Annotated in this window: 10 protein-coding genes and 1 tRNA gene; 2 read left to right on the top strand and 9 right to left on the bottom strand. The window is 67.9% G+C overall.

The genetic code is table 11. From position 1 onward, the window contains the following. Positions 1-79: 79 nt before the first annotated feature. Positions 80-670, bottom strand: a complete 591-nt coding sequence (gene purN / locus GH815_RS09025; RefSeq protein WP_343030757.1) for a phosphoribosylglycinamide formyltransferase — start codon at positions 668-670, stop codon at positions 80-82. After that, positions 667-1,713 (bottom strand): phosphoribosylformylglycinamidine cyclo-ligase, encoded by a 1,047-nt coding sequence (gene purM / locus GH815_RS09020; RefSeq protein WP_153748443.1) that lies wholly within the window; start codon positions 1,711-1,713, stop codon positions 667-669. Before purM ends, purN begins: the two co-directional genes overlap by 4 nt. 118 nt (positions 1,714-1,831) lie before the next feature. Between purM and GH815_RS09015 the strand changes: the two genes are divergently transcribed. Further along, positions 1,832-1,908, top strand: a tRNA-Ile gene (locus tag GH815_RS09015). 211 nt (positions 1,909-2,119) lie between these two features. Here GH815_RS09015 and GH815_RS09010 read toward each other — a convergent pair. From GH815_RS09010 to GH815_RS09000, 3 genes are read right to left on the bottom strand one after another with little or no spacing between them, the layout of a single operon-like run. Continuing rightward, entirely contained in the window at positions 2,120-3,466 is a 1,347-nt protein-coding gene (locus GH815_RS09010; protein WP_153748442.1) for a cytochrome P450, read from the bottom strand. Next, positions 3,463-4,656, bottom strand: coding sequence for a hypothetical protein (locus tag GH815_RS09005; protein WP_153748466.1), 1,194 nt, complete (start codon positions 4,654-4,656; stop codon positions 3,463-3,465). Before GH815_RS09005 ends, GH815_RS09010 begins: the two co-directional genes overlap by 4 nt. A gap of 37 nt (positions 4,657-4,693) precedes the next feature. Beyond that, positions 4,694-5,446 (bottom strand): cytochrome c biogenesis CcdA family protein, encoded by a 753-nt coding sequence (locus GH815_RS09000; RefSeq protein WP_153748441.1) that lies wholly within the window; start codon positions 5,444-5,446, stop codon positions 4,694-4,696. 107 nt (positions 5,447-5,553) lie between these two features. Between GH815_RS09000 and GH815_RS08995 the strand changes: the two genes are divergently transcribed. Beyond that, positions 5,554-5,799, top strand: coding sequence for a sulfurtransferase TusA family protein (locus tag GH815_RS08995; RefSeq protein ID WP_153748440.1), 246 nt, complete (start codon positions 5,554-5,556; stop codon positions 5,797-5,799). Positions 5,800-5,870: 71 nt separating this feature from the next. Here GH815_RS08995 and GH815_RS08990 read toward each other — a convergent pair whose 3' ends face one another. The 4 genes from GH815_RS08990 to purQ form a co-directional block, all read right to left on the bottom strand. Continuing rightward, entirely contained in the window at positions 5,871-8,576 is a 2,706-nt protein-coding gene (locus GH815_RS08990; RefSeq protein ID WP_153748439.1) for an Rne/Rng family ribonuclease, read from the bottom strand. 411 nt (positions 8,577-8,987) lie between these two features. Next, positions 8,988-10,307, bottom strand: a complete 1,320-nt coding sequence (locus GH815_RS08985; protein WP_153748438.1) for a sigma-54-dependent transcriptional regulator — start codon at positions 10,305-10,307, stop codon at positions 8,988-8,990. Positions 10,308-10,328: 21 nt separating this feature from the next. After that, positions 10,329-12,092 carry a sensor histidine kinase gene (locus tag GH815_RS08980; protein ID WP_153748437.1) on the bottom strand — a complete coding sequence of 588 codons (1,764 nt, stop codon included), beginning with the start codon at positions 12,090-12,092 and terminating at the stop codon, positions 10,329-10,331. A 46-nt stretch (positions 12,093-12,138) separates the two neighbouring features. Continuing rightward, positions 12,139-12,807, bottom strand: coding sequence for a phosphoribosylformylglycinamidine synthase subunit PurQ (gene purQ, locus GH815_RS08975; protein ID WP_153748436.1), 669 nt, complete (start codon positions 12,805-12,807; stop codon positions 12,139-12,141). Between the last annotated feature and the right edge of the window lie 10 nt (positions 12,808-12,817).

The following is a 12,817-nucleotide window of genomic DNA, read 5'->3' as shown; positions in this document are numbered from 1 at the left end:
GCGGATCGGCTTGGGAAGGGTGCTTTCCACGCGCGCAAGGATCGGAAAACTTACTGGAATCGGGCGATTGCGGCGCGGTTCAGGGCAGAAGGACGGCCCGCCGGTCGCCCGTTGCAAAGCGGCGCAGGACTGCGGGGTAGAGCCGATGCTCCATCGGCAGCACGCGGGCGGCCAGCGTCTCGGCGGTGTCGCCGGGCAGGATCGGCACCCGCGCCTGGCCAAGGATCGGCCCGCCATCCAGTTCCGCCGTCACCTCATGCACGGTGCAGCCTGCCTGCGTGTCGCCCGCGGCGATGGCCCGGGCATGGGTGTCAAGCCCGCGATATTTCGGCAGAAGCGAGGGATGGATGTTCAGCATCCGGCCCGCCCAGGCGGTGACGAACCCCTCGGTCAGCACCCGCATGAAGCCCGCAAGGCACAGGATATCTGGGGCTGCGCGGTCAAGCTCGGCCTGCAAGGCGGCCTCGAACGCGGCGCGATCCTTGCCGAAGGGGCGGTGATCGACCACCGCGGTCGGAATGCCCATCGCCTGGGCCCGTGCCAGCCCGCCCGCGCCCGGCACGTTCGACAGCACCAGAACGGGCCGCGCCGGATGATCGCCCACCATGCTCTCGGCCAGCGCGACCATGTTCGACCCGCCGCCCGAAATCAGGATCGCGACGCGCTTCACACCAGCCGACCCCGATAGGCCACCCCCTGCCCCGGCACGACCCGGCCGATCCGGTGGACTGTCTCGCCCTCGGCCACCAGCAGATCGGCCAGCGCCTCGGCCCGGTCGGGCGCAACCGCCAGCACCATGCCCAGCCCGGCATTGAAGGTCTTGAGCAGTTCCGCCTGATCCATCCCGGCCGTCCCGACCAGCCAGCGAAAGACCGGCGGCAAGTTCCAGGCCGACAGGTCGATCTCGGCCCCCAGCCCCTCGGGCAGCACGCGGGGCAGGTTCTCGGTGATCCCGCCGCCGGTGATATGGGCCAGCGCATGCACGCCCCCCGCCCTTATCGCCGCCAGCGCCGGGCGCACATAAAGCCGCGTTGGCACCAGCAGCGCCGCGCCCAACGGCCCCTCGGCAAAGGGCGCGGGCGCGTCCCAGGGCAGCCCCGCCAGTTCGACCACCTTGCGCACCAACGAATAGCCGTTGGAATGCACCCCGTCCGAGGCCAGCCCCAGCAGCACGTCACCCTCGGCCACGCCCGCGGGCAGATCGGCGCCGCGTTCCATCGCGCCGACCGCAAAGCCCGCAAGGTCGAAATCGCCCGCGTGATACATCCCCGGCATCTCGGCCGTCTCGCCCCCGATCAGCGCACAGCCCGCCCGGGCACAGCCTTCGGCGATACCCTCGATCACGGTCGCGGCCTCATCTACCGACAGCTTTCCGGTCGCGAAATAGTCGAGGAAGAACAGCGGCTCCGCCCCCTGGCAGACCAGATCGTTCACGCACATCGCGACAAGGTCGATCCCCACGCCGCCCAGTTCCCCGGTGTCGATCGCGATCCTGAGTTTCGTGCCCACCCCGTCGGTCGCGGCCACCAGCACCGGGTCGGTGTATCCGGCCGCCTTGAGGTCGAACAGCGCGCCAAAGCCGCCCAGCCCCGACATGACGCCGGGTCGGGCAGTCCGCCTTGCGGCGGGCTTGATCCGCTCGACAAGCGCGTTGCCCGCGTCGATATCGACCCCCGCCGCGGCATAGGTCAGGCCATTCTTGCGCTCGCTCATCGACGCCCTCCATCTGGTCGGCGCAGCGTTAGCCGATCCCCCGCCGCCTGTCCACGGGGCCCACCGACCCAAGGCCACCTTGACCCCCGGCCCCGGTCTGCTAGTCAGGGTGCAGGTCGGGCCTGTAGCTCAATTGGTCAGAGCAGGGCGCTCATAACGCCTTGGTTGGGGGTTCGAGTCCCTCCGGGCCTACCAAACCCCGACATTTGCAACCTCTTTTCAACGGTTCAACCTGGATTAGTCACGGTTTTCCGAGATCACTCTGGCCGCGCAGAATCTCCCCCAAAGCGGGCCGCCCGTGTGTGGCGCTACGCCTGGCCTTTCCTTTGGGGCCTGCCGTGGTTTCCCGCGCCGGAGGGATCCTTGCCTGTCGCAGACTGGTACGCAAGCCCGGGACGATCAGCAATCAGCGTCGCCTCAGGTCGAGCCATATTCCCTGTTTCGCGCGCAATGTCAGATGCGCAACGGGCACCGGAATGCAGCCCTCGACCGGCGCAAGCCGGAAGCGGCGCAGCAGCAGCGCCAGCAGAAGCACCCCTTCGACCATCGCAAAGCCCGCCCCGGTGCAGACCCGGGGACCGGCCGAGAACGGGATGAACGCCTCGCGCAGGCAGGTCTGGCCCTCGGGTGTGGCGAAGCGGGCCGGATCGAAGGCGTCGGGCCGGTCCCAGAGCCGTTCGTGGCGGTGCAGGTGCCAGGGGCTGATCACGATCTGGGCGCCGGGCGTCACGTCGCGGTCGCGGAACCGCTCGGGCCGTGTCGCCTCGCGCACCATCATCGGGACGGGGGGGTAAAGCCGCAGCGCCTCGCGGAACACGTCGCGGGTAAAGGCAAGCCGCCGCATGTCCGCAAACTCGGGGCGCTCGGGCAGAGATGCGGCCTCGGCGGCGACGCGGTCCTGCGACTCGGGATGGGTTGCCAGCAGATAAAGCGCCCAGGCCAGCGCCGAGGCCGAGGTCTCGTGCCCGGCCAGAAAGAAGATCGCCACCTGATCGACCATCTCGGCGGCATCGAACCCCTGCCCCGTTTCGGGGTCGCGCGTGGTCATGATCTTGGTGGCCAGATCGTCGGGCGCGGTGCCTGCCGCGATCTCGGCCGCGCGGGCCTGCGTCAACGCCTCGATCAACCCGCGGATCTGGCGCGCCGTGGCGCGCGTGCGCCGCCCATGCAGCCGCGGCATCCAGCCCGGACCGGCCACAAGCGCCGCGAGGTTCAGCAAGGGCTGGCTGCGCTGGTAGTCGCGAAAGGCATGGAACACCGCGCCCGCCGTTTCGTCCTCGATCGGGATCGAGAACAGCGTGCGAAAGATCACATCCGCCGCGGCATGGCTGGTGACCGCCTCGATCTCGCGGATGCCGGGTTTCAGCCGGCCCACCGCCGCCTCGCCCGCCGCGACCATCGCCTGGAAGCTGTCGCGCAGCCGCCCCCCCTCGAAGGCCGGGTCGATGATGCGGCGCTGGCGTTCCCAGACGGTGCCATTCGTCACGAAGACCGACTGCCCCAGCAGCGGCGCAAGCCCCGCGCGAATCCGCTCGGATTTCGGAAAGTCGCGCGGGCGCTCTTGCAGCACCAGCCGCAACAGATCGGGCTGGTTCACAAGGAAGGACCGGAAGAACGGCGTGCGGAACTCGGCCATCCAGGCGCGGTAAAGCCGCGCGGGCTGGGCCGACAGGATATCGGCGCGGAACCTGCGCATGTAGCCGATGAGCGAGACCTTGTCGGGGCGGGGCACGGGTTTGGGCGGCAGGGTCATGGCGTGGTCGAGGTGAACGGGTTATGGTGCGTCGTGATGCGGCTGGGCGACGGGGGCTGATCCGCGAAGCGGGCGCCAAGGCTGAGCGGCCCGGCGGTGATGCGGAAATAGTCATAGGCGCCGGGCCGGTCGAAGGCGCAGAGATACTGGAAATGCAGCCGGAAAAAGCGCCAGCGCAGCGCCCGCCAGCGCGCGGGCGACAAGGTCTGCGTAAAGGCCGCCGACAGCACCAGCGGCCAGCGCTGCGGCACCGGCGCCACACCCGCCACCGCCACCGGATCGCACAGCGCGAAGGCGCAGCCATCGCCCGGCGCCGTGACATCGACCCAGGGAATGCGCCCCTGCCCGGCCATCAGCGCCAGATCGGCCCGCAGCCGCCAGGCCCGGGGCAGGAAACTGACCATCGGCGCGACCTGGCCCAGCGTCAGCAGCGACAGCGCCGGACCATCCGCAGGCACCCGCCCCGCGCGGACCAGATCGGCCAGCACCGACACCGCCAGATGCGCGCCCGAGGAATGGCCGACGACCAGCACCTCGTCCACCTCGTCGGTCAGGGCGGCGGCGATCCGGTCGGCAAAGACCGCCAGCCGCGCCTGCAACTCGGGCGGATAGGCACCGCCCTGCCCCGCCGCATGGGCGTAATCATGCATCAGATACCACGCAAACAGCCGCCCGTCCCGCGCCCGGAACCATGCCAGCACCGGCCAGACCGCGACCAGCCCCAGCCAGCCGACAAGGGGCAGACCGCTCAGCGCCAACAGCGTGCCCAGACCGCGGGCAATGGCCAGCGCGAGGGTCAGTTGCACCAGCAGCACCGCGATCGGGTAAAGCGCGGCGATGGTCGGCCCCTTGCGCAGCCGCGCCAGCCGGATCAGCGCGCCCGAGCCCAGATAGGCCCAGGCGGTGCGGATCAACTGCCCATAGGTCGCAAGGATCGAGCCCGACATCGAGCCCTGAACGATATCCGACCAGACCAGCACCTCGAACCGGGCCTCGACCGCGGCGCCCTCGATCCGGGCGCGGACCTGCCAGGTTTCGGAACGCTCGCCCGCCGTCACGGCGATCTCGTGGCCCGAGATGCGCGCCTGTTCGGCGGATTCGCGGCGGTAAAGCTCGCGGTAGCGGCGCGGCGGGAACGGATCATAGCCGGGGATATAGATCACCCGCCGCCGCGCAACCTGCCCCACCATCCGGCCCGAATGGTGCCCGGGCGCGAGTCCCGGCCGTTCAGCCAAGCGTTGCCAGACCCGGGAAGGTTTCGAGCAGCCAGTAGCTGAAGGCGCTGAATGCGCCCGTCACCAGTGCCAGACCGACCGCCAGCAGCAGCGCGCCCATCGCCCGTTCGATCAGCCTCATATGACGCTTGAGCCGGTTCATCAGGCCCATCGAGCGTTCGATGAACAGCGCCGCCAGGATGAAGGGCACGCCCAGCCCCGCCGCATAGACCCCCAAGAGAAGCGTTCCGCGCGCGACATCGCCCTCAGAGGCCGCCAGCGACAGGATCGCGCCCAGTTGCGGGCCGATGCAGGGCGTCCAGCCAAAGGCGAAAGCCAGCCCCAGCAGATAGGCCCCCAGCGCAGAGCCGCCCCGGTCGCCCGCATCCAGCCGCGCCTCTCGGTCGAGGATGGGGATGCGGAAGACGCCCAGGAAATGCAGGCCGAACACGATGACCATGACCCCCGCGGCGCGCGCGAACCAGTCCTGGTTCTGAAGAAAGAAGGCGCCAAAGGCCGAGGCGGTGAAGCCCAGCAGCAGGAAGACGGTGGACAGCCCCATCACGAAGAACAGCGCAGGCAGCAGCGCGCGGCGCCGCGCCCCGGTCTGTCCGGTCAGGTCCCCCATGCTGATCCCGCCCATATAGGCGAGATATGGCGGCACGATGGGCAGCACGCAGGGGCTGACGAAACTCAGGATGCCCGCGACCAGTGACACCAGCATCGCGGGCAAGAGCCCCGCGTCGATCAGCTCGATTCCGAACATCCCGCCTCCTTGTCGGATCCGGCCTTAGCCCAAGCGGGTCCTTTCGTCACGCCGTCGCGTGTCACAAAGCCGTGGACAGGACATCGCAGGGGTCTTGCGCACCTGAAATGGCGCTCTCGCTTGACAGGGATGCGCGTGGGTTGCGTTGCCCGCTGCCGGTGCTCAGGGCGCGCAAGGCACATCACCAGCTTTGCCCCGGGGGTCTGCTGCGGCTTTGGGCCGACAATCCGATCGCGGTGATCGACATCCCGAATTTCTGCCGCGAGGAAGGGCACGAATTCATCGCGGCCAAAGATCGCGAGGACGGTCAGCTTTCCCTGATCCGGCGAGGCGCCGGTCCTGTCTGCGCCTGACCGGGCGCTGCACCGTCTGTTCCCGAAAGGAAGCGCCCGGTCCCCGAGGCAGAGGCCGGGCTGTGTCGGTCCTAGCGGCCGAGCGACCACCATCCCCGCTTGCGGCCGGCCGGGGCGTCCGCGTCGCTGGCGGCGTGATCGCCGGAAGTGTCGGCGGCAACCGGCTCGGGTTCCTTCTCGGGCTCCGGCTGGGGCGCGGCCTCGGCTTCGGGCTCGGCCTCTACCACGGGCAAAGGCTCTGGCTCGGCCGGTGCCTCAACGGCTTCGGGCGCGCTTTCCGGCTCTGCCGACACCTCAGCCGCCTCAGGGGTACTTTCGGTCTCGGCCGACACTTCGGCGACTTCGGGCGCGCTTTCGGCTTCGGCCTTGGCGGCTTTCGATCCGCGCGAGCGGCGGCTGCGGGTCTTTTTCGGGGCGGGCGCCTCGGCTGCCGGTTCGGCCTCGGCTTCGTCGGGCTCGGCCAGCGGTTCTTCGCCCGGCTCGAACGCCTCGTCACCCTCGTCCTCGTCTCCGCCATCCTCGGCAAAGCGGGTCTCGCCCTGCTCGCCGGTCTGACCGGGTTTCTTGCGGCGGCGGCGGCGGCGGCGCTTCTTGGGCTTGTCCTCGTCGCCTGCGGTTGCGGCAGCCGGGGGCGCAGCTGCGACCTCGGGTTCGGGCGCTTCGGCCTCCTCGGCCAGATCGGGCATGTCAGAGGTATCGACCGAAATCACCGGCGCGCTGACCTCGGGCACGGCCCGGGTCGCGGTCTTGAACCGCTCGATCGAGAAATCGGGCGAGATCAGGAACGGATCGGCCTCGACCCGCACCGACAGACCATAGCGCGCCTCGATCTGCGCGATATGCTCGCGCTTCTGGTTCATCAGATAGTTGACGACGCTGACCGGTGCCTTCAGCAGCACCTCGCGCGAGCGGGCGCGCACACCCTCCTCCTCAAGCTGGCGCAGGATCGCCAGCGCCAGATTGTCGTCAGAGCGGATAAGACCCGTGCCGTGGCAATGCGGGCAAGGCTGCGTCGTGGCCTCGATCATGCCGGGGCGCAGGCGCTGGCGGCTCATTTCCAAGAGGCCAAAGCCCGAGATCCGGCCGACCTGAATCCGGGCGCGGTCGTTTTTCAGCTTGTCCTTCAGGCGCTTCTCGACGGCGGCGTTGTTCTTGCGCTCTTCCATGTCGATGAAGTCGATGACGATCAGCCCGGCAAGGTCGCGCAGACGCAGTTGCCGCGCCACTTCCTCGGCGGCCTCGAGATTGGTCTTGAGCGCGGTTTCCTCGATCGAGCCCTCTTTCGTCGCCCGGCCCGAGTTCACGTCGATCGCCACCAGCGCCTCGGTCACCCCGATCACGATATAGCCGCCCGATTTCAACTGGACCGTCGGGTTGAACATCGAAGACAGGTAGCTTTCCACCTGGAAGCGCGCGAAAAGCGGCATCTGCTCGGTGTAATGGCGCACGTTCTTGGCGTGGGACGGCATGATCATCTTCATGAAGTCCTTGGCCACGCGATAGCCGCGCTCGCCCTCGACCAGCACCTCGTCGATCTCTCGCGAATAGAGATCGCGGATCGAGCGCTTGATCAGGTCGCCTTCCTCGTAGATCGGCGCGGGAGCGATGGATTTCAGCGTCAGCTCGCGGATCTGTTCCCACAGCCGTTGCAGATACTCGTAATCGCGCTTGATCTCGGACTTGGTGCGCTGGGCGCCCGCCGTCCGGATGATCAGACCGGCGCCTTCGGGCACCTCAAGTTCGCCCGCGATCTCCTTGAGTTTCTTGCGATCCGCGGCCTGCGTGATCTTGCGGCTGATGCCGCCGCCGCGGGCGGTGTTGGGCATCAGGACGCAATAGCGGCCGGCAAGGCTGAGATATGTGGTCAGCGCAGCACCCTTGTTGCCGCGCTCTTCCTTGACCACCTGGACCAGCATGATCTGCCGGACCTTGATGACCTCCTGGATCTTGTAGCGTCGCAGGCGCGGCTTGGGACGGCGGATCTCCTCGGTCACGTCCTCGTCGGCGATCGACTCGATCTGGTCGTCGCGCTCGGCAGCATCGGCGGGCGCGTCCTCCTCGGATGCGGGTTCGGCCTCGGCGCCGGAGTCCGCCTCGCCCGGTTTGCGCGCGGGCTTGCGACGACGGCGGCTCGACCGGCGGGACTTGGCCTGATCGGCGTCATCCTCAAGCGGCACCACCGCGTCCGCGGCCTCGTCCTCGCCCAGATCGACGACATCCATTCCCGGGATCGAGGCAGGCTCGCGGGTTTCAACCGGATCGTCGCTGCTGGCCGCTGCGGCCATCGTGGCGGGCGGCGGGGGTTCGTCTGCATCGGCCTCGGGCGCAGCGTCGGCATCAGCCTCGGGCGCGGCGTCGGCCGAATCACCCTCCGGTTGCGCGTCGGCGCCGATCTCGGCCTCGGGCGTCTCGTCCTTGGGGGCGCGGCGCGAACGGGTGCGCCGCTTGGAGCGGGGCTTTTCGCCCTCGTCCTCGTCCATCTCCTCGGCGAGCGCGCGTTCCTCGGCCAGCAGCGCCTCGCGGTCGGCAACCGGGATCTGGTAGTAATCCGGATGGATCTCCGAGAAGGCTAGGAAGCCGTGGCGATTGCCGCCGTAATCGACGAACGCCGCCTGAAGCGAGGGCTCGACGCGGGTGACTTTCGCTAGATAGATATTGCCTGCAAGCTGGCGTTTGTTGACGCTTTCGAAGTCGAAATCGTCAACCCGGTTTCCGTCCACCACGACCACGCGGGTTTCTTCCGCATGGGTGGCGTCGATGAGCATTTTCTTTGCCATGTCAATTCTTTGCACCACGGCGGACCGCCTGTCCCCGGTGGGGCCAGACGGTGCGGTGGGTGTCTTGTTGGGGCTTGGGCGCGCGCGGCCGGACGGCGGGCGGCATCTGGCCTGCCCGTCCCGTGCCTGAATTGTGCGGCGCGCTCCATCGCGGTTCTTCTCCGATGCCGCATGGGGGCGCGGCATCCGTTGGTGGTACCCGGTGGCCTGTGGGGCCCCGGGGATGCGGTGGGTCCTTGCGGAACCCTATCGGTCTGTTTCGTGCTGGTCCGGGACATGTCGCCGCGGGACGCGCGAAAGACAGCGAAACTCATCAGGTGCGGCGGCGCGTCCCGCGGGACAGTCCGCCGCATCGCGACATTATCGGCACTGGGCAGGCAAACACAATGCCTTTTTCCGTCGCATTCCAGCCTAGAGATAGTCGGACCGGCTGAGCCCGTACTTGGCCATCTTCTCGTTCAGCGTGCGCCGGGGCAGGCACAGTTCTTCCATCACGCCCGAGATCGAGCCCTTGTGGCGGCGCATCGTGTTGTCGATCAGCATCCGCTCGAACGCCTCGACATATTCCTTGAGCGGCTTGCCCTCGGTCGTCATCACCGGCCGCGTCGCCTCGTTATCGGCCATCAGAAGGCTGGCGATCGTGCCAGAGCCGCGCCGGCTTTGCAGCACCGCGCGTTCGGAAATGTTGATGAGCTGGCGGATATTGCCGGGCCAAGGCGCCTGCATCAGTTGCGCGGCTTCCTGCGCGCTGACCTCGGGCGCGTCGCAGCCATATTCCTCGGCGAACTGCTCGGACAGCCGGTTGAACAGGGTCAGGATATCCTCGCCGCGGTTGCGCAGGGGCGGCAGGGTGATCCGCATCGCCGCAAGCCGGTAGAACAGGTCGGGGCGCAGCATGTCCTCGACGGTCTTGTCCTGTTCCTGAAGGTTCGACACCGCGATGATGCGGGTCTCTGCCGGACTGCCCTGATCGTTGATGAAGGTCAGAAGCCGGGCCTGAAGCGCGGGCGACAGCGCCTCGACATCCTCGAGGCAGAGCGTGCCACCGCGTGCCTCCTCGACCGCCGGAAGCGCCCCGCCCTCATCGACGGGGCCGAACAGCCGCGCCGACAGCGCGTCGGCATCGCAGGCCGAACAGGCGATCTGCACGAATTTCTTGCCCGCGCGCGGGCCGACCGCGTGCAGCGCATGCGCCACTAGCGTCTTGCCGGTGCCGGTTTCGCCGTCGATCAGCACATGGCCGTCCGCCTGGCCCAGATCGAGAATGTCCTCGCGCAGCCGCTCCATCACAGGGGAGGAGCCCATCAGCTTCTTGACCAGAACCGTGCCATCGCCCAGTTCGCGGCGCAGCGCGCGGCTGTCCAGCGTCAGCCGCCGCGCCTGGCTGGCGCGCTTGGCCAGTTCGGTCATGCGGTCGGGGTTGAACGGCTTTTCCATGAAGTCATAGGCACCGATCCGCATCGCCTCGACCGCCATCGGCACGTCGCCATGGCCGGTGATCATGATGACGGGCAGCGTGGAGTCGAGGCTCATCAGCTTTTTCAGGAAGGATATCCCGTCCATGCCCGGCATCTTGATGTCGGTCACGACGACGCCCGCGAAATCGGGGCCGATCTCCTTCAGCGCATCCTCGGCCCGGGCGAAGGTGGCGGTTTCGAAACCCGACAGCGCCAGCCACTGGCTGATCGACTGGCGCATATCCTGTTCGTCGTCGACAATCGCGATCTTCATGGCCTGAGGCTTCCGTCCTGATTACTCTGCGGCTTCCATGTCCTGGCTCAATATGGGAAGCTGAACCTCGAATACAGCCCCGCCCTCGTGCCCGTTGCGCGCCGTCAGCCGCCCGCCCAGATCGTTCACGATCCCCGACGAGATCGCAAGACCCAGCCCGACGCCGTCGCCGGGCTGCTTGGTGGTGTAGAAGGGCTCGAACAGCCGGTCCGGATCCTCGATGCCATGGCCGTTGTCGCGCACCGTCAGCGTCGCCGTCTCGCCCGCCGAAAGGATGACATCGACCTGCGGCTCGGGCGTCTCGCGCGTGGCGTCCAGCGCGTTGCGCAACAGGTTGATGATGACCTGCTCCAGCCGCACCCGGTCGGCCATCACCATCACCGGCTGGCGCGGCATGGTCCGGGTGATCGTGACACGGCGGGTCTTGAGCTGGGGTTCCATCATCGACAGCGCCCCCGAGATGCATGATCGCACGTCCAGCGGCTCGAACGCATCGCCGCCCTTGCGGGCATAGCTTTTCAACTGCCGCGTGATCGCGCCCATCCGCTCGATCAGGTCATCGATGCGCTGGAACGAGGACAGCGCCTCGTCGGGCCGCTTGCGCTGCACCAGAAGCCGAGCGCCTGCCAGATAGGTCTTCATCGCGGCCAGCGGCTGGTTCAACTCGTGGCTGACCGCGGCCGACATCTCGCCCAGCGCGGCCAGCTTGGAGCTTTGCGCAAGCGTCTGCTCGACCACCTCAAGGTTCTTCTCTGCACGCTCGCGCTCTGCGATCTCGCGTTGCAGCCGGGCGTTCAGTTCGCGCAGTTCGGCGGTCTCGCGCTGGAACACACGCGAGCGCAGATGGGCGCGGCGCGACATCAGGTAGAAGGTGCCCGCCAGAAGGATCGCAAAACCCATGATCTCGAGCGCAAGAACCGCGTTCACCCGCTCGCGCACCGAGACATAGGTCGTGAAGGACACGATCCGCCAGCCACGAAACGGGATGCGCGCCTCGTTGCGCATCACCGCCTCGCCCATCAGATAGGCATCGGGCGGCAGCGCGCCCCAATCGGCCGTCGCCTGCAACGCGCGCCGGATCGCCGAGGGTGGCGAGCGTACCGCCAGCGCCTCGTCCACGGTGCGACCGCGCCAGCGCGGTTCGGTCGACAGGATGATGTTGCCCTCGCTGTCGGTGACGATGATCGCATCCGCGATGCCCGCCCAGCTTTTCTCGAACTTGGCCAGATCGACGCCCACCACGATCACGCCGGCTCTGCGGCGGTCGGCCGTGACCGCACGCGAATAGGTAAAGGCAAAGCCCCCCGCCTCGGTGCGCGAGGTGATGAACACCGTCTCGTTCGAGCGCTGCGCCTCGACGAAGAAGGGGGCGCTGCGCAGGTTGCTGCCGATCTGGGCGCGATCCGTCGCCGCCACCACCCGGCCGGTATTGTCCAGCAGCATCAGCGAGGCCGCGCCGATCTCGTCCACATAGGAGATCAGCCGCTGCGAGCTTTGCGAGAAATCGCCGCTGTCGAGCGCCTGGATCAGCATCGGATCGCGCGACAGCAACAGCGGCACCACCGAGGCACGCTGCAATTCGCTGACCACGCTGCCCGAGTAAAGCGCCAGCCGGACCTGCGCGCGGTTGCGGGTGTTCTCGGTAAAGCGTTCGGTCAGCCAGGTATTGGTGACCCAGACCGTCGCGACGGCAACCGCCACCAGCAGGAGAAGCGCGATGCGCTTGCCCCATCCCCCCGCGCCATAGGGGCGGACGATCCTGGCCTGGCGGAAATAACCCAGCATCGCTACAGGTTACGCCCTGGCGCGTGCAGGCTCAAGCGCGGCCCGTTCAGGCCAGCGCAAGCGCGCCGATCAGCGAGCGGAAAAGCGCCGCCCCGTCGGTGCCGCCATGGGCGGGCTCGGCGGCGCGTTCGGGGTGCGGCATCAGCCCCAGCACCCGGCGGTTTTCCGACAGGATCCCGGCAATCCCGGCGGTCGAACCGTTGGGATTTTCGGCATAGCTGAAGGCGATGCGGTCCTCGTCGCGCAGCCGCGCCACAAGGTCGGCATCGGCGACATAATTGCCATCGTGATGGGCGATCGGAATGCTGATCCGCTGCCCTTTGGCATAGCAGGCGGTAAAGGCGCTGTCGGCGGTTTCGACCGTCAGATCGACGGGCTTGCAGATGAATTTCAGCCCCGCATTGCGCATCAGCGCACCGGGCAGGATGCCGGTCTCGGTCAGCACCTGAAAACCGTTGCAGATGCCCAGCGCATAGCCGCCGCGATGCGTGTGCTCGATCACCGCCCGGGTGATCGGCGAGCGCGCGGCAATGGCCCCGCAGCGCAGGTAATCGCCGAAGGAAAACCCGCCGGGGATGCCGACGACATCGACACCCGCGGGCAGCGCATTGTCCTTGTGCCAGACCATCGTGACCTCGGCGCCCGCATTGCGGAACGCCACGGCCAGATCGCGGTCGCAGTTGGAACCGGGAAAGACCAGAACGGCAGCTTTCATCGCATTCCCT

Source organism: Rhodovulum strictum (assembly GCF_009649175.1).
In the GTDB taxonomy this organism is placed as follows: domain Bacteria; phylum Pseudomonadota; class Alphaproteobacteria; order Rhodobacterales; family Rhodobacteraceae; genus Rhodovulum; species Rhodovulum strictum.
This window is presented reverse-complemented; position numbering and strand designations above follow the sequence as displayed.

Bases quoted from the DNA above. Each gene is read 5' to 3' on its own strand.
- purM (WP_153748443.1), bottom strand. From the start codon at position 1,713: ATGAGCGAGCGCAAGAATGGCCTGACCTATGCCGCGGCGGGGGTCGAT.
- GH815_RS08995 (WP_153748440.1), top strand. From the start codon at position 5,554: ATGGCGCTCTCGCTTGACAGGGATGCGCGTGGGTTGCGTTGCCCGCTG.
- GH815_RS09005 (WP_153748466.1), bottom strand. From the start codon at position 4,656: ATGGTGGGGCAGGTTGCGCGGCGGCGGGTGATCTATATCCCCGGCTAT.
- GH815_RS09000 (WP_153748441.1), bottom strand. From the start codon at position 5,446: ATGTTCGGAATCGAGCTGATCGACGCGGGGCTCTTGCCCGCGATGCTG.
- GH815_RS09010 (WP_153748442.1), bottom strand. From the start codon at position 3,466: ATGACCCTGCCGCCCAAACCCGTGCCCCGCCCCGACAAGGTCTCGCTC.
- GH815_RS08990 (WP_153748439.1), bottom strand. From the start codon at position 8,576: ATGGCAAAGAAAATGCTCATCGACGCCACCCATGCGGAAGAAACCCGC.
- purQ (WP_153748436.1), bottom strand. From the start codon at position 12,807: ATGAAAGCTGCCGTTCTGGTCTTTCCCGGTTCCAACTGCGACCGCGAT.
- GH815_RS08980 (WP_153748437.1), bottom strand. From the start codon at position 12,092: ATGCTGGGTTATTTCCGCCAGGCCAGGATCGTCCGCCCCTATGGCGCG.
- GH815_RS08985 (WP_153748438.1), bottom strand. From the start codon at position 10,307: ATGAAGATCGCGATTGTCGACGACGAACAGGATATGCGCCAGTCGATC.